Origin of the sequence: Geotalea toluenoxydans JCM 15764, from assembly GCF_001311985.1 — a bacterium.
GTDB lineage: Bacteria > Desulfobacterota > Desulfuromonadia > Geobacterales > Geobacteraceae > Geotalea > Geotalea toluenoxydans.
This window is the reverse complement of the sequence record NZ_BBCJ01000004.1, coordinates 66,291-87,882: the sequence shown is the minus strand read 5'-3', so window position 1 is coordinate 87,882 and position 21,592 is coordinate 66,291. Positions and strand designations below refer to the sequence as shown.

Sequence of the window (21,592 nt, the reverse complement as noted above, 5' to 3'; positions counted from 1 at the left end):
ACCCTTTTTACTTTTGGAACTGCGGCCGGGCGTTTCGTCCGGCCGCTTTTTTGCACTAACCCGAGCCCATGGAAGCCATTATGAACAAGTTCTTGCTTTATTTTGCCGTCGGTGTCCTCTTCATTTATCCCGCAGCTGCGAAAGGGGAGCTGATCACTGCAGTTGCCGCCATTGTCAACGACGATATCATTACCACCCTTGAAGTGCAGAAAGAGACTGGCCAGATAATCAAGGAGATGGAGAAAAAAGAAACTGCCGAGACTCCGGACAAGGCTGCATTAGGCAAAATTGCACTTGACCGCCTGATAGACAAAAAGCTGGTTGAGCAAAAGATCAAAGAGCTGGATATCAAGGTTCCCGAAGAGGAACTGAGACAGTCCATTGAGGATGTAAAGAAACAGAACAACCTGACGCAGGAAGCTTTAGTCGCTGCCCTTGCAGGACAAGGACTTTCTTTTGAACAGTACAAGACCCAACTCAGGGAACAACTTGAGCGCCTGAGGCTGATGAGCCAGGAAGTGCGCTCAAAGATTCAGGTTGGGGAGCGTGAAATCAGGGAATATTACGAAGCCAATCACAACCGTTACGGCGAGGAAGAGTTCTTCCGCGCCCGCCACATCTTCTTCAAGGTCGACAAAAATGCGCCGGAGAGTGAAGCGGCAAAGGTAATGACGACGGCAACGCAGGTTTTGCAGGAGGCTCGGAGCGGCAAGGATTTCGCCGAGCTGGCCAGGCAGTTCTCGGACGACCCTGCGGCAAAAAAGGATGGCGGAGACCTTGGTACCTTTAAAAAAGGGGACATGATAGGGGAGATCGAAGCCGCAGTCAGCGGCATGAAACCCGGAGAGGTCAGCGATCCGGTCAAGACTGCCGCCGGTTTCCATATCATCAAGCTGGAAGAACGCAGCAAAGGCAAACCGCGGCCCTTTGAAGAGGTAAAGGCGGAAATCGAAGATCTTCTCTATAAAAAGAAATCGGAAGAGCGATTCAACCAGTGGGTCAACGATCTTCGCAAAGAGGCCGCCATTGAAATAAAGCAGTGACAAAAGGCGCTGCATTCCAGGTAGTTAGCATTTGCAGTAGTTTTACAAGCCTTTCTTCGACAGTTCTTCCAGCAACTGCCGTTGTGGTCCGGTCAGCTGTTCCGGCACCTTTACCCCGACCCTGACGAAGAGATCACCGCGTCCGGACTGCCAGGCGCGGGAATCCAAGCCCCTTCAGCCGGATCTTCGTGCCCGGCTGGATGCCTGCCGGGATCTTGATCCTCTTGGTCCCATCCATGGTCGGCACATCCAGGGAGGCACCCAAGGCCGCTTCCGTGAACCTCACCTCCTGGGAGACGACGATGTCATCACCTTCCCGCTGCAGTACCGGATCTCCTCCGACTTTCACCGTAAGATAAAGGTCGCCGTTAGGCCCGCCATGGATGCCACTGCCCCCCTTACCCTGCAGCCTCAGCTTGGCACCGTTTTCAATGCCGGCAGGGATCTTTACCGAAAGCTCCTCCCGCTGGCCGTCCTTCATGTAGGCAATGCGTTTTTCACAGCCGCTGAACGCTTCGCGAAAGGACACGTTCGCTTCCATGGAGAAGTCGTCACCCTTGTGGGGTCTCTGGGCGAACCGACCACCCCCCTGTTGGAAGCCACCAAAACCGCCGCCGAAGATGCGGGAAAATATGTCGTCGGTGCCGAAGCCTTTGTCCTTGAAAAGGTCCCCCACATCGAAACCGCGGAAAATATCCTCCTGGGAGAAGCGCTGGTGAAAGCCGGTATCGCCGAACTGGTCGTACTGTGCCTTTTTTTGGGGATCGGAGAGAACCGCATAGGCTTCGTTTATCTCCTTGAATTTTTCCTCAGCCTCCTTATTGCCAGGGTTTTTGTCCGGGTGATATTTGACGGCCAGCTTTCGGTAAGCTTTCTTGATCTCGTCGGCAGATGCCCCTTTTTTCAACCCAAGCACCTGATAATAGTCGGTGGTTGCCATGAATGTCCTTTCGCCATATATTCAATTTCAATTCGGAACAGCCAATGTAATGGCGCAAAGTTCTTATGTCAACCATTGTAACACCAGCGTATGCCTTGACAAGAAAGGTTAGAAGGGCTTAGTATTCAGCTGTTCCAGCCCCATAAAGCCCAACAGGGAGAGCACAAAATGAAAAAAGCGATAATTGTAGGCGGCGGCATTTCCGGTCTTGCAACAGCCTGGCTCCTGCGGGAGAAGGCAAAAAACGCCGGGATGGAACTGGAAATAGCCCTTTTGGAGAAAGAAGAGCGGGTCGGTGGAAAGATCAGGAGCATTAAAGCAGATGGTTATCTCTGCGAATGGGGCCAACGGTTTTCTCGACAACAAGCCCCAGACTCTGGACCTGTGCCGGGACCTGCAGGCTGATTCGCAGCTTCTGCGCAGCAATGATAATGCAAGAAAACGTTTCATCTACTCTGAAGGCGTTTTGCACCAACTGCCTGAGAACGGTCCCTCTTTCTTCAAAAGCAAGCTTATCTCCTGGCCCGGAAAGTTGCGCCTCGCATTGGAACCCACCCCCTTAATCACCAAAGCGCCTGATGGAGTGGACGAGACATTGGCTGCCTTCGGCCGACGCCGACTTGGTGACGAAGCGCTACGCAAGCTGATAGCGCCCATGGTTTCCGGCATTTTTGCCGGTGATCCTGAGACCATGTCCCTGCAGTCCTGCTTCCCGAGGATTGCCGAACTGGAACGTGAATACGGCGGACTGGTCATGGCCATGGTCAAGCTGGCGAAAAAGAAAAAACAGGAACTTGCCGAAGGTAAAGCGGTGGCAAGTGCGGCAGGGCCGGGCGGCATTCTCACCTCGTTCCGTGATGGTCTCCAGACCTTGACCGAAATCATCCGCGGCCAGCTGGGTTGCGAAATGCTCTCTGTCGGTGAAGAGGTTGTCAGGATCTGCAAGGGAAGCTCGGTACCGTACCGGGTCGAGACAGCCAGCAGGGATCTTGATGCCGACGTGGTCGTGCTGGCGACCCCGGCCTACGCTACGGGGAAGATGCTGGAAGGACTGGACAGTGCCATGACCGGCATCCTTGGTCAGATCCCCTATGCAACGATGAGCGTTGTCTGCTTCGGTTATGAGCAGGATAAGATCAGCCATGACCTGAACGGGTTCGGCTATCTGATTCCCAAGGGAGAAGGAATGAATATCCTCGGTACCCTTTGGGATTCCAGCATCTTCGAGAACAGGGCGCCCCAAGGCAGGGTGCTGCTGCGAAGCATGATGGGCGGAGCCTGTTTTCCCGAGTACATCAAGCTATCCGATGAGGAGGTGCAACGCAGGGTATGTGACAACCTGAAGACCATCATGGGAATAGCTGCGCCACCAGATTTTGTCAGGATCTTCCGCCACGAAAAAGCAATCCCCCAGTACACCGTCGGGCACGGCAAAAGGCTGCAGGCCTTGCTGGATGCCGGACGGAATCACCAGGGGCTTTTGCTTACCGGCAACAGCTACCGAGGCATCGGTCTCAATGACTGTGTGGCGGCAGCCGAGAGGAGCAGCAACGAGGTTATGGAACATCTGCAGAAAAGATAGCTGCCGGTTGGGGCAGAGCACGTGCGGCCATGGAGGATTTCCCACATGACCGTTTCATCCCTGCAACGGTAAAGTAAGCTTCAGGTCTCTCAGATGGCCATCCATTGCTGTAAAGATGGAATATTTGACACTCTTGTCCCCCTTCTGCTATAAAAATAGTTCGAATATAAGTGATTGAGGCGGCAGGGATTAGTTGTTTTTCAGGAGAACGTGGATGATCGTTTATTGCGAAAAGTGCAACAGCAAGTTTCAGGTTGATGACGCAAAAATACCCGATACGGGCATCAAAGCCCGCTGCTCAGTTTGCTCACACGCATTTGTCTTGAAAAAAGAGCCTGTTGTGACCACATCTGCCTCCCCACCTGGGACAGCCGACCGACTGGCCCAGGGAGAACCCGTTCAGGCACAGGCTAAATCAGGCGGCACTACCGGATTTGATGCTTCCATGTTCAACGATGCAGCTCCGGAAAGGGCCAAAAGGCAAAGCCCGCTCATGGGCAGCGGCGGGCCTTTTTTCTCAAGGTTTGCAGCGGAAACTGCAGCAAAGCCGGTCAAAGACACCGATGGACAAGGGGATGTTGTCGTCGAAATAACTGACAATGGCAGTTTTGATGACGCGACAGAAATATACGAAACTGAAACTCAAGGTGCCGAAGGTTTGGCGGATGCTTTTTCCAAAGAGCCCGCCATGGCAGGTAAGCCGGAGTCTGAATACGATGCCTTTGCCACCTTTGTCGAACGGCACAAACAAGACCCTGAGCCCGCGAAAGCAGCTGCAGAGGCGATGTCTGCTACCCGCGTACCCGAGGTGGTAACATCTGTCGATGGGCAACCGCCTGCTAATCAGATCTCCAACAGAGCGGTGAAGGGCATCATGACAAAGCTGGATGCCCATGGAATGAACGACGACTATGTGGTGCAGATGGTCCAGGAAATCTGTCAGGCGGTCAAGTATGTTGAAGGAGTGGAAAAACCCGACTGGACGACCAGGATGATGGGCCTCGACATGCTGTGCAAGATTCGTGGCCTTTATGCAGGCGAGAAGAAAGAGGATCCGGCAAACCGGCAGTTGCAGATAGTTACCGGCATCAACATGTGAAGAAGGAACATCTGTCGATGATGTTTTCAGACGGTCAGGAAGTAAACATCAGCCCTGGCCGTTTTTTTATCTACTGCAGGTATAAGGAGAAAGCCAGACATCGGTAACCGTAACCTGTAAAAAAAGGGTCCGGAAACTTCCCGGACCCAAACCCCTCCAACAAACTCTGAGTCACCAGCCTCAGAACTCCTGGGGCATGGCCTTGACCTGGGCAGCAGTGAATACTGGTCCATCCTTGCAGACGTAGACATTGCCCACATTGCAGCGGCCGCATTTCCCCAGTCCGCATTTCATACGATTTTCCAAGGTCGTATAAATGGCGTCATCCTTGAAGCCCAGCTTTTCCAGCACCGGCAGGGTAAATTTGATCATAATCGGCGGGCCACAGACCAGGCCGATCGTGTTTTCTGCGGCAGGGGCGGCCTCTTCCAGGATGGTGGGCACAAAGCCGACCTTGCGTCCCATTCAGGGCCATTTCCCCCCGGATCCACCGTCTTCACCAGCTTCACGTCCCCCCGCTCCTGCCAATCCTGCAATTCCTGCTTATAGACAAGATCGGCCTCGGTGCGGGCACCATAGACGATGGTGATGTCGCCGAACTTGTCACGCCAGTCCAGGCAATTCCAGATCACCGTGCGCAAGGGGGGGAGCGCGATGCCTCCGGCAACGAAGACCAGGTTTTTGCCGAAGAAGGATTCAATGGGAAAGGAATTGCCGTAGGGTCCTCGCACGCCGATGGTCTCACCCACCTCCAACCTGCGCAGTGCCTCGGTCACCCGGCCGGTTGCCCGGAAGCAGCACTCGATATAGCCTTTTCTGGTGGGCGAAGAGGCAATGCAGAAGGTGGACTCGCCTGCACCGAAGGCGGAGTACTCGGCAAACTGGCCGGCGCGGAATGAAAATGTATCCCTTACCTGCTCGTCCTGGAACACCAGCCGCAAGGTACGCACGTCCGGGGTTTCATCGATGATCGATTCGATGGTAGCGAGATGCGGTTTATAGATATTTTTATTGTGATCGCACATAAGATGCCTTTTCACCACGAAGCCACGAAGGACACTAAGTAAATCATCTCAGGACAAAAGCATATGCCAAACTGTTTTTGCCTTTGATCCTGATTGTCCTGAATTGTGTCTTTCATCTTTCCTTTGTGCTCTTCGTGTCTTCGTGGTGGATTTATTGTTTTTGAATCTTCTCCAGGACCGCCTTGATATCGATCCCCACGGGGCAATGCCGGATGCATCTGCCGCAACCAGTACAGAGGGTCTGACCAAACTTGTCACCGTAGTACTTGAACTTGTGCATGATCCGGTTTCGGTAGCGCTTGTTCTGGATATCGCGGGGATTGTGGCCTGAGGCGTGGTTGGTGAACTTGCCGAAGCCGCAGGCATCCCAGCTCTTCCGCCGCGCTCCCTTGGCATCGGTCCCCTCATCAACAATATCGAAGCAGTGGCAGACCGGGCAGAGAAAGGCACAGGCGCCGCAGCCGGCACAGCGGTCGGCGATCTCCTGCCAGAGAGGGCTTTCAAAGTTTTCTGTGAGCCAGGTCTTGATCTTGGCCAAATCCAGGCGAGCTGCCACAGGTTCCGACACAGGCAGCGGCTTTGTTTCACCCTGCTCATCGAAAAGCGATGCATATCGACCCAGAAAAGCCTTCCCCTTTTCCGTGAAACCATCACAGGCATAGCCTCCTTCGGTCAAGGGGGTAAGAAAAAGATCCGACCTTTGCTGTCCTGGGGAGAGAGTCCTACAGCCGTACAGAAACATGCGTCGTCGGCAGTGGCACAGGCCAACCCGATGATGGTGGTCTTACGGCGACGCTCAAGGAAAAACTCGTCGTTGTAATCCCAGGAGAAAACGGCATCGAGAATGGAAGGTGCAGCAGCATCGCAGGGCGCGCCCCAACAAGAACGGTCTCGGTAAAAGCCGCCACATCCACATCTGCCACCTTTACTCCATCGCAGTTTTTCTCATAGGTGAGGATGGTTTCGCAGAGGGGGAAGAAGGTCTCCTTGGCCGAGCGTCGTGGCAGAGTGCCAAGGGCCAGTTGCTCGCCACTGTCAAGCGGCTCGTAAAGGGTTATGCTGCCGTTCTGCCTGGGCGCAACAACGCGTGTCCCCTCTTTGATGAGGATGTCGATAAGGATACAGAGGTTCTGGTCAGTGATCGTTTTCTGCATTTTGTTTCCTGTAGGGGCAACCCCCTGTGGTTGCCCTGATGATGGGCGGCCACGGAGAGCCGCCCTTACTAAATTATTTGATGAAACTCTGGTCGTCATTATCTTTGTATTCTGCTAGCGGCCCCTTCTCCACTGGAGTGAGCCCAGCCTCGAAGTCATAGAGTGCCTTCAGCTCCTTGGCCATTTTACGGTTAAGGAGGTTCAAGGGAATATCCATGGGGCAGGCCCGTTCGCATTCTGCACAACCCGCGCAGCGTCCTGCCAGGTGCATGGCACGGACGATGTGCCAGGCTGTGTTCCCTGCCGGACGCGGCGTTGTCTCCACTGCCTGTGGGCGGTTACGGTCGCACATGCACTGCTCGCAGTAGCAGAAAGGGCAGACCTGGCGGCAGGCAAGGCAACGGATGCAGCGGGAAAAGTGCTCTTTCCAGAAGGCCCAGCGCGCCCCAGGGGTCATCGCCTCCAGCCGTGCCAGTTCTTCGCCCTCCAGCGGGGTCAGTTCCGGAAGGTCAGGGATTGTTCCCACAATGAGATCAGCCCCTTCGGGTGTATGGACGGGGCACTCGCGACACTTGCGGGAAATGTTTCCGGCGGTAAGCTGCTCACTGTTCGCAGGTCCGTTCCCTTTTACCCCGGCGCAGGCGACGCCAATGATATAGAGATCCTCCCTCTTGAGCTGTGATTCACCCAAGAGCCTGCCAGTGCCCGCATATCGCATCCCTTGGCGACGATGGCTATCTTGCCGGCTCGGCGGATCTCTTTCTTGGCCTTGGTCAGGTAAAGGGCCAGGTTGTTGACGCAAGCCGGCGAGAAGATAAGTTCACTGGCCTTAGCCGGATCGGTAATGATATAGGGGATTGCGGTGCCGGCCCGGCGGCCGGCCTTGTAGCCGATGACGGCGGTGACGCTGCCGTCGGCAAGCAGTTTGGCCGCTTCCTTCCGGATGGTTTCGCTGGTGGCGGCGTACCCGGTGGTATCGATGGAGGGGGTTGCTACGATTTTTTCTGCCGTATTGTTCATGTATAACCTTCAGTGCGAGTCTTTCCAGCTTAGATGCTGCCATACGCCTCTTTCAATTCCGGAGTATCCAGCTTTCCCGACCAGTGTTCTTCCAGTTCCAACTCCTTGAACTGGGTCATGGGTCCCATGGTGCGGACCCGCTCGGTGAGCTCGGTGACCACCTCCACCCATTTCCCCCCTTCGGCGGCGGAAACCCAGGAGAACTGGAGGCGGTTCAGATCGACGCCAACGAACTCCAACAGTTTTCGGAAGGCGGCAAAGCGGCGGCGGGCGTGAAAGTTACCGGCCATGTAGTGGCAGTCGCCGGGATGGCAGCCGGAGACGAGCACGCCATCTGCTCCCTTCTGAAAGGCCTTCAAGATGAAGACCGGATCGATGCGGCCGGTGCAGGGGAATTTGAGGACGCGCACGTTGGCCGGATACTGCAGGCGGCTGGTCCCAGCCAGGTCGGCCCCGGCATAGGTGCACCAGGTGCAGACAAAAGCGACGATTTTTGGTTCGAAGTCGTGATGTTGTTTTTCTGGTTGCATGATTAAAACCTTTCACCACGAAGACACGAAGGACACGAAGAAATCAAAAACTTTTAGGTGTAAAGCCAAGCCTAGGATCTATCCAGCTTTTTGTTCCGTCTTTCGCCTTCCTTCGTGCTCTTCGTGCCTTCGTGGTGGATCCTGTTTTCTTACACTGCCTCGACAATGGTGATCTTAAAACCTTTAAACACTAAGACACTAAGGACGCTAAGAAAACCAAGATCTTTGGGGGCAACGCTAAGGCAACCGAGTCTCTTGTTTTTACGTCTTTCGCCTTCCTTCGTGCTCTTCGTGCCTTCGTGGTGGATCCTGTTTTTCTTACAACGCCTCGACAATGGCGATCTTAAAACCTTTAACCACTAAGGCACTAAGGACGCTAAGAAAACCAAGATCTTTGGGGGCAACGCTAAAGCAATCGAGTCTCTTGTTTTTGCGTCTTTCGCCTTCCTTAGTGCTCTTAGTGTCTTAGTGGTGGATTGCTTCTTCTTACAGTGCCTCTATCATCGCTACGATCTGCTCATCCGTGTAGCCATCCAGCTCGACCGATTTGGACGGACAGGTGGCCTGGCAGGTGCCGCAGCCGCCGCAGACGCCGGGATTAACATAGGCGACGACCCTTATCAGGTTCCCCTGGCGGTCCCTGATTTCCTTTTCTTCAATGGCGCCATAAGGCAGACTTTTTACAGTAAAACAGCCGACACAATTTTTCTCGTTGACCCGGGCCACAATCGGCTCCCGCTCCAGCTGATCCTTGGCGAAGAGAGTCATCACCTTGGCCGCTGCTGCCGAGGCTGGCTCACCGTATCGGGTATATCCTTCGGCCCCTGGCAGGCTCCGGCCAGATAGATGCCGGCCGTGGCGCACTCCACCGGCCTGAGTTTCGCATGGGCTTCCGAATAGAAGTTGTATTTGTCGTATGAGATACCAAGCTTCTGGGCCAGGCTGTCAGCGCCAGGCTGGGCCTGGACTGCCGTCGCCAATACCACCAGGTCGGCCTCGATTTCCACCTGGACCCCCACCAGGGTATCGCTCCCCATAACCACCACCTTGTCCCCCTTCTGGTAGAGCCGGGAAACCATGCCGCGTATATAGACCGCCTCCTCTTCCTCCACCGCCCGCCGCCAAAACTCGTCATAGCTCTTGCCGGGGGTGCGGGCATCCATGTAGAAGACGTAAGCCTGGCCGTCGTGAACCTTGTGGTGGTAAAGCATGGTATGCTTGGCGGTGTACATGCAGCAGATCTTGGAGCAGTAGGAAATGCCCTTTTCCCTGGCCCTGCTGCCAACGCACTGGATAAACACCACCTGTTTCGGCTCCTTGCCGTCTGAAGGACGGAGGATTTTGCCTCCGGTAGGGCCGGAGGCCGAGGCTAAGCGCTCGAAGGTCAAACCGTCGATGACATCGGGGATGGCGCCATAACCAAATTCGCCGTAACCCTCGATGGGGCTTCCCTCAGGCTTCCTGTCGATGGAGTAGAGGTCGAAACCGGTGGCAACGACGATGGCGCCGACCGGCTCCGTTACAAGCTGGTCCTGCTGTTCGAAATCTATGGCCTGAGGTCCGCATACTTTGGCGCAGAGGCCGCATTTACCGGTCCTGAACTTGAGGCAGTTTTCCCGGTCAATGACCGGCGTATTGGGTACCGCCTGGGGAAAGGGGACATAAATGGCAGAGCGCAGGCCCAGGTTCTGGTCGAATTTGTTGGGGATTTTCTTCTGCGGGCATTTGGCCATGCAGATACCGCAGCCGGTGCACGCATCCTCATCAACCGAGCGGGCCTTCCTGCGGATGGTGACGGAGAAGTTGCCGATATAGCCGTCGATGCTTTCGATCTCCGACCAGGTGTAGAGCTTGATGTTGGGATGATTGGCGGCATCGACCATCTTTGGGGTCATGATGCATTGGGAACAGTCAAGGGTGGGAAAGGTCTCGGAAAGCTGTGCCATATGGCCGCCGATGGAGGGTTCCCGCTCCACGAGCACCACCTGGTGTCCGGCGTCGGCGATGTCCAGAGCAGCCTGGATGCCGGCAATGCCGCCACCGATGACCAGCGACCGCTTGGTCACGGGGACGGTGATCGGCTCAAGGTTTTTTCCACGCCTGACCCGTTCCACCATCAACCTGACGATATCGCTCGCCTTGGCCGTCGCTTCTTCCCGGTCCTCATGAACCCACGAGCAATGCTCGCGGATGTTGGCCATGTCGCACATGAACGGGTTGAGGCCAGCTGCCTGGGCCGCCTTGCGGAAGGTCTTCTCATGCATGCGCGGACTGCAAGCCGCAACTACGATGCCGGTGAGCTTGTGCTCGGCCACGGCCTTTTTCAGCAGGTTCTGCCCCGGATCGGAGCACATATACTTATATTCGGTGGCGCAGGCAACACCTGGCAGCCTGCCTGCATAAGCTGCAACCCGCTCCACGTCTATAGTTCGGGAGATGTTCTCTCCACAGTGACAAATGAATACGCCGATTCTTGACATTTACACGTTCCTCGTAGGGGCGACCCTGTGTGGTCGCCCTGCCCATGTGGTCGACCGTTCAGGCAGTCACACGGGCCTGCCCCTACAGCAGATTCTTTTCCTTCAAAAGCGGCTGCGGATTGACCATCATGCTTTCCAGGCCCAGGCGGCTGGCGGATACACCGACCGCCAGCCCCACCATCTGGGTGATATAAAAGACGGGCATGCCATACTGGACCTTATAGCCTTCCTCGATCTCCTTCTGACGGATGTCCAGGTTACCATGGCAAAGCGGGCAGGCGACCATGACGCAGTCGGCGCCTGCAGCCTTGGCCGAGGCAAGTATGGCATTTGAAAGCTGCAGGACAACGCCGGGTCGCGACAGGGTGAAGTTGGCGCCGCAGCATTCGAGACGGTGCGACCAGGAGACAGGTTCGGCTCCAAGAGCAGCCAGGACGTTTTCCATGATGCTCGGGGCTTCACAGTCATCCAGTTCCGGCACCTCAGGAGGACGGGTCAGCAGGCAACCGTAGTAGCAGGCGACCTTGAGGCCGTTCAATGGTTTGGTTACAGCCTGTTCAAGTTTATCCAGTCCAAAATCTCTGGCCAGGATCTCCAGCAGGTGTTTGACCTTCTTCTCCATAGGCGCCGGGGCGGCAATGGCCTTTTCCACCTGTTTGCGCTGGATATCGTTGTGCCTCAGATGATGCTGGGTGGTCTTGAGCCGCGAAAAACAAGCGGCACAGGCGACGGCCAAGTCCCCCTTTACCCCTTCGGCCAGAGAAAGATTCTTGGCACACAGGGAGAGGGAGAGCAGTTCATCCACGTTGTGGGCCGGAGTCGCGCCGCAGCAGAACCAGTCTGGCACTTCCTCCAGTCCGATCTTCAGCGCCTTGCAGACACCGCGAGTGGAGATATCATATTCCTTGGCCGAGGCATGGAGGGAACAGCCGGGATAATAGGCGTAACTGAGAATCTTTTTACCGGGGGTCACGGCGCCTCCCCTTTTTTCCGCATCTCTTCGATGCGACTGAAGATATTTTCTATTTCACTGATATTCCTGTTCTTGGAGTGGAACATTTTCAGCTTGCCCCGGGAAAGGAGCTTGGGGCCGAGCAGCAGGTCCTTCATGAACTGGCCGCTCTTGACATTGAAGACGGCGCCAAGGCGCATCTCGTACTGGCGGCCATAGGTACGGATGTTATCGATGAAGAGCCGGTTGGCCAGCTGAACGAAGCTTTCCTTTGAGGGTCCGTCAGCATCCCACGAAAGCTTGCGCAGGGCATCCATGATGGCTGCCAGATTGACTTTGTTGGGACAGCGGGTGGCACAGGTCTCACAGGATGCGCAGTACCAGATGGAACGCCCGGCCAGTATCCGCTCCCACTGGCCCAGCTGAAGCAGGCGAACCACCCGGTTGGGGGGATGTTCCATGAAGCTGGCCATGGGGCATCCGGCCGAGCATTTACCGCACTGGAAACAACGGCGGACCGAGGTGCCGGAGAGGGCCTCGACTTTATTGACGAAACCGATGTTCATGGTTTCGTTGGAAAGGAGCATTTTTTTGCGTTTCACCGCTCCACCTCTTTTTATCTTTCAAATCGTTTTTTAAAAGAGAGCATTTTTAGCAAAGTTAAAATATTCGACAGGCAAGAGCCTTATAAAATAACTAGTTAGCTTATAAAATTTAATTTAGGTAAAAATTGAATAACATACTGGAAAGCGCTTTGTCAACATTAATGGCATGATGGCCTTGATAAAAATAAAACAGCGTCCGCTATCGACAGCAATCAGGCGGATCAGGAGCTTCGAGTATAGTTCATGGGCCTGGGAAATAGCAACTGCATCTGTTTCGGCTTGAAACTCATTTTGACAGCCGGAGTAAAAAAGAATAAAAATGAACCCTTCCACTATTTTTCATCTTCCGAGGTCTGTATCAGCGAGCTTTCCAGACTATACCGTTATGTAGCAACCTGCCGCGGTGCTTATTTTACAGGGTTATTCTGGCTTTTCGGCACCAACGGCTTTGCTCTGCTCATTCCGTGGCTGCTTAAACTGGCCATCGACAGCCTGGGCAAACAGGGAACATCCATGCACAGCCCCGCCTGGTATGCGCTGCTGATCATGGTTTCGGCCCTGCTCCAGGGGGTGATCCGCATTTTTTCCAGGACTACCCTCCTCCACGCCGGCCGCCGCATCGATACATGATCCGCGAAGACCTCTATGCAAAGCTCCTCACTCTGGATCTGCCCTATTTTTCCCGTGAGCGTACCGGCGACATCATGTCCCGCTTTGCCAACGACCTGACCAATGTCCGCATGCTTCTTGGTTTCGGCATGCTTAATGTCATCAATACCGCCATCGTCTATGTAGCGGCCCTCTCCCTGATGGGGCATATCAGCATCCACCTGACGCTCTGTGCCATCATCCCGTTTCCTCTGACCATTTTCATCGTCAAGCGTATGAGTGCCTCCATGTTCACGCGAGCCCAGACTGTTCAGGAGGATCTGTCGCGACTGACAAGTAAGGTGGAAGAAAACGTTTCTGCTGCCACGGTAATCAAGTCATACTGCCGGGAAGATGCTGAAACCGGCTCATTTGCAGAAATCAGCAGCAGCTATCTGGAAAGCAACATGGGCATGGCCAGGATTCGAGGCGCCATGATACCGATCATGGCCGCCAGTGGCGCCATGGGGACGTTGATCGTGCTTTTTGTCGGCGGCAGCGGGTCATCTCCGGGGAACTGACTTTGGGAGACTTCGTCGCTTTCAACGGCTACCTGGCAATGCTGGTCTGGCCGACTCTGATGCTGGCCTGGATTCTCAACCTGCTGCAGCGTGGAGCGGCTCCATGTCACGGCTAAACGAGGTGCTGGAGGCAAAGGAGACCGTCAGGGAACCGGCGCAGCCGACACCGGTGACAATTACCGGCAACATCGAAATAAGGGATCTTTCCTTCAGCTATAATGACAATTCCCTCTCTCCAGCCCTCTCCCATATCAGCCTCCATATTAATAAAGGCATGCGCCTGGGCATTGTCGGCCCCATCGGGAGCGGCAAGTCCTCACTGGTGCGGCTGCTACCGCGCCTTTATCCGGTGGCCGACGGCAAGATCTTCATTGACGGCACCGACATCAACCACATTCCGCTCAAGCAGTTACGTGAGGCCATCGGTTTCGTTCCCCAGGAAAGTTTTCTCTTCTCCCGGACTATCGGCGCCAACATCGCCTATGGCAAGGAAGGGGCAACCAGGGAGGAGATGGAGAACAGCGCGCGGTTGGCAGGGATTGCCCCGGACGTTCTGCGCTTTCCCGACAGCTATGAAACGCTGGTCGGGGAGCGGGGGGTAACCCTTTCCGGCGGGCAGAAACAGCGTACCGCCATCGCCCGGGCGCTGCTGAAGAATCCGGCAATCCTCATCCTGGACGATCCACTGTCGGCTGTGGATGCCCGCACCGAGGAGGAAATACTGGCCAACCTGGCGGATTACTATGGCGAGCGGACGGTTATCATCGTCTCCCACCGTCTTTCGGCCCTGCGGAAATGCAACCTGATCCTGGTCATGGATGAAGGGCGCATCATCGAGCAGGGAAGCCATGAAGAACTCCTGGCATTACAGGGGCGATATGCGGCCATCCACCGCGAGCAGCTGCTGCGCATGGAAATAGAGGGGTATTGATGCACTTCGGCGGCATCTATGAAGACGAAATAGTCGGCAAAGCTATGATCGAAAGCTGATGGGGCGGTTTCTGCGCTATCTTTTGCCATACCGGCGGCTGGTGGCAGGAACGCTGATCGTGCTGCCTCTGGTGGCTGCCTGCAGGCTAGCCCAGCCATGGCTCCTGAAAGTGGCCATCGATAATCACATCGTCGCCGGCAAGATGGAGGGGCTCCCGGTCATCGCCGCCTCATATCTGGGGCTGATTATTGCCGAGGCCGCATTCACCTTTATCCAGGTTTACCTGCTCCAGTACCTGGGGCAGCGGATCATGTTCAACCTGCGCATTGAGTTATTCAGCCACGTCCAGCGGCTCTCCACCCGTTTTTTTGACCGGACCCCGGCGGGAAGTCTGGTTACCCGGCTGACCAGCGATGTGGAGGCCCTGGGGGAAATGTTTGCTGCGGGCATCATTACAATTGTCGGCGACATCCTGGTTCTGGCGGGCATCATCGGCATCATGCTCTGGATGAACCTTCGCCTGTCGTTGGTCACCTTTTCCGTGCTGCCGGTACTGGTCTGGGTCGCCTTCACCTTCCGCAACCGGATGCGCACCGCCTTTCGCCAGGTCAGGGCCCGGCTGGCCAACCTCAACACCTTTCTTGCCGAAAGTATCGGCGGCATGGCAATCGTGCAACTTTTCAACCGCCAGCGTGGCGAGCAGGAAGAATTCCGCCGCCTCAACAGGGAATACCGGGACGCCAATCTGCCGGTAATCACCTGGGATGCCTCCCTTTTCGCCGGGGTAGAGGCGATTTCTGCCGTGGCGGTCGGCCTGATCATCTGGTATGGAGGGGGGGAGATCGGCCGCGGCACCCTGACCTTCGGTGCTTTGGTGGCCTTCATTCAGTATATCGAGAAATTCTTCTCCCCCATCCGCGACTTGTCGGCCAAGTATTCTGTCATGCAGGGGGCGATGGCGGCCCTGGAACGGATTTTTCTGTTGCTGGATGCGGAGAAGGAGGTTTCACCGTCTCCCACAAGGGAAGAGGGTGCCTTAAATCAGAATTCTGCTTCTGAAACTCCCCCTCCCTTCATGGGAGGGGGGAAGGGGAAGGGCCAACCGTTCATCCATTTCCAAAATGTCTGGTTTGCCTACCAGGGGGACGACTATGTTCTCAAGGACTTCACTCTGCAGCTCAGGCGGGGGGAAAAGGTGGCGTTAGTCGGAGAGAGCGGCGGCGGCAAGACGACAATCACGCGCCTGTTGTCCAGGCTTTACGAGATCAATCGTGGCTCCATAAGAATTAATGGCACTGATATAAGCACCCTGCCCTTGGCCACCCTGCGGCGCAAGATCGGCATAGTGCTCCAGGATCCCTACCTGTTCACCGGCACCATTGCCTACAACATCACCCTTGGCGATCCTGCTGCAGAGGCACGCATGGAGCAGGCAGCGGCGGTGGTCGGCGCCGATCGATTTATCCGCAAGCTGCCAAAGGGCTTTGACGAGGAAGTACGGGAGCGCGGGGTTAATTTTTCCGCGGGCGAGCGCCAGCTGATTTCTTTTGCCCGGGCCGTTGCCTTTGATCCGGAGATCCTGATCCTTGACGAGGCCACCGCCAGTGTTGACAGCGAAGCGGAACGTCTGATAGAAACAGGCCTGAAAGGACTCCTCTCCGGGCGCACCTCACTGGTGGTGGCCCACCGCCTTTCGACCATCAAGGATGCAGACCGGATCGCCGTCATCCATCGGGGAGAGAAAATTGAAGAGGGCCGCCACCAGGAGCTGATGGCAGCCAAGGGGCTCTATTACCGGCTGCACCAGCTGCAGTTCAAGGATTGAGCTTGGTTAAACAATTGATTTACTCGACTGAATGTCAACCCGACCTTCGGCATGGCCGACTTCAAGGGGGTGCCCCAGGAATGGCGCGGTCGCATCCCCGAGTACATCAAGGATTACGTATCACTCAATCAATTCATGTAAAGGCTTTACACATGGCAGACGAACAGCTTATCCTGAAGCATGGCGGCTACCGCAGCCTGAAGAGTTTTCAGGTGGCGCAGCTGGTCTATGACCTGACCGTCCGTTTCTGTGCACGATATATTTCCAGGTTCAGTCGTACCAATGACCAGATGGTGCAGGCGGCAAGGTCCGGCGTTCAAAATATCGCCGAAGGAAGCCAGGCTTCAGGAACATCAAAGAAAACAGAACTCAAGCTGACGAACGTTGCCAGAGCGAGTCTTGAAGAGCTGAAACTGGACTATGAGGATTTCCTGCGGCAACGCGGTCTGCCGCTTTGGGACCGGCAAGATCCCCGCAGAGCCGGGCTGATTGCCCGACGTTGCAAAACGGTGGATGAGGTGTCGACCTGGGTGAAGGAACAAAAAAGCGCAAACCATGGACCTCGTGGACAAAACAGTGGACTACATGGACCAAAAGCTGATTTGTCCACTTCGTCCATACAGTCCACGTCGTCCACAAGCTCTTATGCTGAAATCGCCGCAAACGCCGCCCTGACCTTGCTGGCAGTGGCGTGCAGCCTGCTGGACAAGCAGATTGCAGCCCAGGCAACCGCCTTTGAAACCGAAGGCGGCTTCACCGAGCGCCTCTACCGGGTGCGCGCCAATAAAAGATCTACGTCATCCAGCAAATCAAACAAGAAGTGAGGTTTCAAAACCAGCGCCAAAACCAAATTATGATCATGGAACCTAAATCATGAAACATCTCATTCTCGGTACTGCAGGACACATCGACCATGGTAAGACCTCGCTGGTCAAGGCTTTGACCGGCATCGACACCGACCGGCTCAAGGAAGAGAAGGCGCGGGGCATAACCATCGAGCTTGGCTTTGCCCATCTGGAACTGCCGGAAGGGATACAGTTCGGCATCGTCGATGTACCGGGTCACGAACGGTTTGTCAGGGCCATGGTGGCCGGGGTCGCGGCATGGACCTGGTGATGCTGGTCATTGCCGCCGATGAGGGGATTATGCCCCAGACCAGGGAGCATCTGGAGATCTGCCAGCTTCTCGGGGTGAAGAAGGGGCTGGTGGCCCTGACCAAGACCGATATGGTGGACAGCGAATGGCTTGGTCTGGTGACGGAAGAGGTGCGGGAATACCTGTCCGGCAGCTTCCTGGAAGAAGCGCCATAGTCCCGGTTTCCTCGCGCACCGGTGCAGGACTTGATGAGCTGAAGGGGGAGCTGGCACGGCTGGCACTGGAGGTGGAGGAGAAACGGCATGATGGCCCCTTTCGCCTGCCGGTAGACCGGGTTTTCACCGTGACCGGCTTTGGAACGGTTGTCACCGGAACGCTCCTTTCCGGTGAGGTCCAGGTTGGGGATGAGGTTGAATTGCTGCCGGCCGGTCGCGAATGCAGAGTCCGCGGCATCCAGGCCCATGGCGCAAAAACCGACCGTGGTCTGGCCGGTCAAAGGCTTGCCGTCAACCTGCAGGGGGTGGACCATGACCAGGTTTTGCGGGGTGACGTGGTGGTGCCCAAAGGCCTGTACCGGCCGACCCGGGTCGTGGACGTACGCCTCAACTACCTGAGTACGGCACCGAGAGAGCTGAAGCACCGTGCCACCCTGCGTCTCCATTCGGCCACCTATGAGGTGCCGGCACAGGTCATTCTTCTGGATCGGGACACGCTCAAACCGGGAGATACCGCCTGTGCACAGCTGCGTCTTGCTAATCCGGTACTGCTTCTTCCCGGTGACCCATTCGTCCTGCGAACCTATTCGCCCCAGGCTACCCTTGGGGGTGGTAGCATCCTCGATCCGGATCCACCTCGCCGTCGCCGGCGTTCCGAAGAGGCCATTGCACTCCTTGAGGCCATTGAAGCGGGCAACGAGGCGGATAAGGTCAGGATGATGGTCGCCGCCAGCCTCCTGTCAGGCCTCCCTCTCAATGAAATCATCAACCGTACCGGCATGTCGGTAAAAAGAATCGATGCAGCTCTGGCAACCCTTCTTACCTCTGGAGAGGTGCTGCAGGTGGTACGCGAACCCAGGATTTTTCTCGGCAAAGCTGCCTTTGAAGGGCTGAAGGCGAAGTTGATGGAGGAACTGCAGACCTATCTCCGCGACAATCCCATGAAAGACGGCATCAACAAGGAAGAACTCAAGTCTCGCATACCCAGGCGCAGTGACCCCCGTTTCTTCGGCCCGATCCTGGCTGCCCTTGAGAAGGAAGGAAAGGCGGTCTCGGAGAGGGATATTATCAGGCTGCCGGGGCGCAAGGGGGAGGCTACCATCGATCAGGCCGCCATCCAGGCAAAGATTGCGGCTGCCCTGCAGAAGGGTGCAATGGAGCCTCCCACCATAAAAGAATTATGCAATGACTGCAAATGCACAGAGAAACAGGTGCTCGAGCTTCTGAATCTCCTGGTGCGGGATCATAAGGCGGTGAAAATCAAAGGTGATGTTTTTTACGCGCCTGATCCCATTGTGACAATACGGGAAAAGTTGACTGCTTATCTCAAGGACAAGGGGGAAATCGCCCCACCTGAGTTCAGGGAACTTACCGGTCTTTCCCGGAAATTCATGATCCCCCTTCTGGAGTATTTTGATCAGGAAAAGCTGACCATCCGTGTTGGAGATAAGCGCGTGCTGCGCAAAGGTTAACAGCCAACCTGTTGAAAGCTTTAATGCAAAATAATAGAACCCTGTTCTTTTTTTGCTATTTTCCCCTTGCGGGCTCCCAATGCTTCATCTAATATGCAATGAGTTTCATATTTATGTTTGTCAAGGAAAACAATATGGCTAGAAATCTCAGGTTCGGCTCCAGCTTTATCCGTTTTTCACTGATTTGCGGTTTTGTTGCTTCGTTGTCCGGTATTTATATCAGCATGAAGATGGGTCGGTCAGCTTCAGCTTCTCATATATATGCCATTCTTGCCGGCGTTGCTTTCTCCGTGAATGCCCTGGTTGCGCTGACTGTGTTCCTGATGCTGGCCGCCCGAAAAATGGTCAAAAGGGTACATATCATAGCCGATGCCATGAACCGTGGGGCAGACGGGGACCTGACCGCCAGGGTGCAGGTGGATTCAGGGGACGAGCTCGGAATTCTCGGCAGCAGCTTCAATGTCATGCTACAAAATCTGTCGGGGATGGCTGGAAGGGTTAAGATTACCATCCACGAACTGAGCAGGATGGCGGTGGATATCAAGGAAGTTTCCAGGCGTGGGGTCACCGTCGCCGAAGTTCAGTCCCAAGGGGTCAAAGGGACTACCATTGCCGTCCAGGAGATTAATCAATCCATAAATGACGTTGCGCAGGGAGTGGAAAGCCTTTCCAGATCCTCGGCGGAAAATGCGTCATCCATCCTGGAGATGTCGGCCAGCATCGAAGAGGTGGCAAAGCATGTGGAGGCGCTTTTTGAGGCGGTCGAAGAGGTAAGCAGCTCCATCATAGAAATGGCATCTGCTGAGAAGGAGATTGGCCGCAGCGTCAACAGTCTCATGTCCGATTCCACGACTACGGCCAAGCTGGTGACGGAAATGGGAGACTCCATCAAACAGGTGGAAAGAAATGCCCTGAATACGGCGGCCATTTCCGAAGAGGTGCGCAACGATGCCGAATCGGGGCGTGCATCGGTGGAGGCGACCATTTCCGGGATCGAAGAAATCCGCCGCGCTTCCCGGACCTCCTTTGAATCCATAGAGAATCTAGCAATGCGGGCGGGCAACATCGGCAAAATTATCCAGGTGATAGACGAAATCGCCGAACAGACCAACCTGCTGGCTCTCAATGCTTCGATCATCGCTGCCCAGGCCGGTGAGCACGGCAAGGGATTTGCCGTCGTTGCCGGAGAGATAAAAGAACTTGCCCAGCGTACCGGCAATTCCACCAGGGAGATCACGGATATCATCAAAGGGGTTCAGGAAGAGACCCAGCGGGCTGTAAAGGCATTCAACCTTGCTGAGCAGCGCATCGGTGAAGGCGAGAAGCTTTCCCAGCGTTCTGGTGAAATGCTGGAAAAAATCGTCTCTGGAGCCAGATGGCTACGGAACAGGTAAACCAGATCGCACGGACGACGGTGGAACAGTCCCAAGGGAGCCAAGAAATCAGCGGGGCAATGGACCGTGTTGCCGACATGGTCAAGCAGATTGCCAAGGCCACCAGGGAGCAGGGCAAGGGGAGCGAGCTGATCATGTCTGCCGCAGAGCGCATGAAAACCCTGACCAGCCAGGTTAAATCATCATCTCAGGAACAAAGCAGCTCAAGTAGTCTTATTGTCCGCTCTACTGAGGGTATCTCCTCTATGATAGAAAACATCAAAAAAGCGTGCGGAATGCAGGCGGAAAGCAGTTGTCGTATCGTTCAGGCAATTGAAGATATCGCCGAGTCCACGAAAACGACAGTGGATGCCACCAGAGTAATGGATGGCGTTGCCGCGGGTCTTTCCCAGCAGATAGGGGTCCTGAGCAAGGAAATGTCGATCTTTAAAATAGAATTGGGAAAATAATTATAATCAATTCATTGACAAATGCGAACTTAGTGTTATAAAAGGTACTTCAGCTAATTATATCAAAAGGTTAGTAGATCGGCATACTTGGGAGGTGCCCCCACAAGGAACTATTCCGTAATAACCTACTCGAATCTGACAACGGAGGTTTTAATGTACGAGCATCATGTTATGGTGGTTGAAGATAATCCTGACGATGAACTTCTTACCTTGAGGGCCCTCAAGAAATGCAATATCCGTAACGTGGTAGTGACCCGTGACGGAGCAGAAGCCCTTGATTATTTATTTTCAGCTGTCGATGCCGATGGCCTTTCCGTCAAGGTGAAACCCAGCTTCATTCTGCTTGACCTCAAGCTGCCCAAGATAGATGGCCTGCAATGCCTGCTGGCAATCAGAGCTGATGAAAGGACCAAGGACATCCCTGTTATTATTGTCACCTCTTCCAAAGATGATAAGGATGTTAACCGTTGCCGGACCCTCAGGGTTAAAGGCTACCTTAACAAGCCTCTGGATGCCAGAGAGCTGGCCGAAACACTACAGGAACTGGGATTCCAGATAAACTTGCCCAGCTGCATCCCAGCTCCGGCTCCACGGCCATCATCCCTGATCTGA

16 protein-coding genes and 6 pseudogenes are annotated in these 21,592 nt (G+C 55.1%); 12 read left to right on the top strand and 10 right to left on the bottom strand.

The features are described from left to right. Positions 1 to 80: 80 nt before the first annotated feature. Positions 81 to 1,043 (top strand): peptidylprolyl isomerase, encoded by a 963-nt coding sequence (locus JCM15764_RS03535; protein ID WP_054692662.1) that lies wholly within the window; start codon positions 81 to 83, stop codon positions 1,041 to 1,043. 42 nt (positions 1,044 to 1,085) lie between these two features. Here the strand turns inward: JCM15764_RS03535 and JCM15764_RS03530 are convergent. After that, positions 1,086 to 1,983 (bottom strand): annotated as a pseudogene (locus JCM15764_RS03530) (DnaJ C-terminal domain-containing protein). Positions 1,984 to 2,211: 228 nt separating this feature from the next. Between JCM15764_RS03530 and hemG the strand changes: the two are divergent. Then, positions 2,212 to 3,565: pseudogene (gene hemG, locus JCM15764_RS03525) on the top strand (protoporphyrinogen oxidase); the annotation flags it as partial. Between the two features lie 214 nt (positions 3,566 to 3,779). Then, positions 3,780 to 4,664 (top strand): zinc-ribbon domain-containing protein, encoded by an 885-nt coding sequence (locus JCM15764_RS03520; RefSeq protein WP_054692659.1) that lies wholly within the window; start codon positions 3,780 to 3,782, stop codon positions 4,662 to 4,664. 180 nt (positions 4,665 to 4,844) lie between these two features. On the opposite strand, the pseudogene JCM15764_RS03515 reads toward JCM15764_RS03520, so the two are convergent. From JCM15764_RS03515 to JCM15764_RS03485, 9 genes and pseudogenes are all read right to left on the bottom strand, one after another. Then, positions 4,845 to 5,689: pseudogene (locus JCM15764_RS03515) on the bottom strand (FAD/NAD(P)-binding protein). 151 nt (positions 5,690 to 5,840) lie between these two features. Continuing rightward, a pseudogene (locus JCM15764_RS03510) lies at positions 5,841 to 6,843 on the bottom strand (4Fe-4S dicluster domain-containing protein). Positions 6,844 to 6,916: 73 nt separating this feature from the next. After that, positions 6,917 to 7,534, bottom strand: a complete 618-nt coding sequence (locus JCM15764_RS03505; RefSeq protein ID WP_243688288.1) for a ferredoxin family protein — start codon at positions 7,532 to 7,534, stop codon at positions 6,917 to 6,919. Further along, complete coding sequence (locus JCM15764_RS21610) at positions 7,471 to 7,863, bottom strand: hypothetical protein (RefSeq protein WP_243688287.1); 393 nt, start codon at positions 7,861 to 7,863, stop codon at positions 7,471 to 7,473. Before JCM15764_RS21610 ends, JCM15764_RS03505 begins: the two co-directional genes overlap by 64 nt. Before the next feature lie 29 nt (positions 7,864 to 7,892). Beyond that, positions 7,893 to 8,393, bottom strand: coding sequence for a hydrogenase iron-sulfur subunit (locus JCM15764_RS03500; RefSeq protein WP_054692656.1), 501 nt, complete (start codon positions 8,391 to 8,393; stop codon positions 7,893 to 7,895). Positions 8,394 to 8,879: 486 nt separating this feature from the next. Then, positions 8,880 to 9,164, bottom strand: a complete 285-nt coding sequence (locus tag JCM15764_RS30585) for a hypothetical protein (protein ID WP_243688286.1) — start codon at positions 9,162 to 9,164, stop codon at positions 8,880 to 8,882. Continuing rightward, positions 9,161 to 10,873, bottom strand: a complete 1,713-nt coding sequence (locus JCM15764_RS03495; RefSeq protein ID WP_243688285.1) for a CoB--CoM heterodisulfide reductase iron-sulfur subunit A family protein — start codon at positions 10,871 to 10,873, stop codon at positions 9,161 to 9,163. Before JCM15764_RS03495 ends, JCM15764_RS30585 begins: the two co-directional genes overlap by 4 nt. Positions 10,874 to 10,955: 82 nt before the next feature. Continuing rightward, positions 10,956 to 11,846, bottom strand: a complete 891-nt coding sequence (locus tag JCM15764_RS03490; RefSeq protein ID WP_054692653.1) for a CoB--CoM heterodisulfide reductase iron-sulfur subunit B family protein — start codon at positions 11,844 to 11,846, stop codon at positions 10,956 to 10,958. Then, positions 11,843 to 12,427, bottom strand: a complete 585-nt coding sequence (locus JCM15764_RS03485; RefSeq protein ID WP_054692650.1) for a 4Fe-4S dicluster domain-containing protein — start codon at positions 12,425 to 12,427, stop codon at positions 11,843 to 11,845. The genes JCM15764_RS03490 and JCM15764_RS03485 overlap by 4 nt, the downstream gene beginning before the upstream one ends. Before the next feature lie 246 nt (positions 12,428 to 12,673). Here JCM15764_RS03485 and JCM15764_RS27760 point away from each other — a divergent pair, with 246 nt between their 5' ends. From JCM15764_RS27760 to JCM15764_RS03455, 9 genes and pseudogenes are all read left to right on the top strand, one after another. Then, the gene (locus tag JCM15764_RS27760; protein WP_369412231.1) at positions 12,674 to 13,060 is read left to right on the top strand and encodes a 6TM ABC transporter family protein; all 387 of its coding nucleotides are present in this window, start codon (positions 12,674 to 12,676) and stop codon (positions 13,058 to 13,060) included. Beyond that, a complete protein-coding gene (locus JCM15764_RS27755) occupies positions 13,057 to 13,599 on the top strand; it encodes an ABC transporter transmembrane domain-containing protein (RefSeq protein ID WP_369412230.1) in 543 nt (180 codons plus the stop codon). The genes JCM15764_RS27760 and JCM15764_RS27755 overlap by 4 nt, the downstream gene beginning before the upstream one ends. A 103-nt stretch (positions 13,600 to 13,702) precedes the next feature. Further along, a complete protein-coding gene (locus tag JCM15764_RS27750) occupies positions 13,703 to 14,530 on the top strand; it encodes an ABC transporter ATP-binding protein (RefSeq protein WP_369412229.1) in 828 nt (275 codons plus the stop codon). Further along, positions 14,530 to 16,355 (top strand): annotated as a pseudogene (locus JCM15764_RS03475) (ABC transporter ATP-binding protein). Before JCM15764_RS27750 ends, JCM15764_RS03475 begins: the two are co-directional and overlap by 1 nt. 152 nt (positions 16,356 to 16,507) lie before the next feature. Further along, a complete protein-coding gene (locus JCM15764_RS03470) occupies positions 16,508 to 17,179 on the top strand; it encodes a four helix bundle suffix domain-containing protein (protein ID WP_054692647.1) in 672 nt (223 codons plus the stop codon). A gap of 49 nt (positions 17,180 to 17,228) precedes the next feature. Beyond that, positions 17,229 to 19,137, top strand: a pseudogene (selB, locus tag JCM15764_RS03465) (selenocysteine-specific translation elongation factor). Between the two features lie 134 nt (positions 19,138 to 19,271). Then, complete coding sequence (locus JCM15764_RS03460) at positions 19,272 to 20,531, top strand: methyl-accepting chemotaxis protein (RefSeq protein WP_243688284.1); 1,260 nt, start codon at positions 19,272 to 19,274, stop codon at positions 20,529 to 20,531. Next, the gene (locus tag JCM15764_RS21600; protein WP_243688283.1) at positions 20,513 to 20,980 is read left to right on the top strand and encodes a methyl-accepting chemotaxis protein; all 468 of its coding nucleotides are present in this window, start codon (positions 20,513 to 20,515) and stop codon (positions 20,978 to 20,980) included. Before JCM15764_RS03460 ends, JCM15764_RS21600 begins: the two co-directional genes overlap by 19 nt. A gap of 153 nt (positions 20,981 to 21,133) precedes the next feature. Beyond that, the gene (locus JCM15764_RS03455) at positions 21,134 to 21,592 is read left to right on the top strand and encodes a response regulator (RefSeq protein ID WP_054692644.1); all 459 of its coding nucleotides are present in this window, start codon (positions 21,134 to 21,136) and stop codon (positions 21,590 to 21,592) included.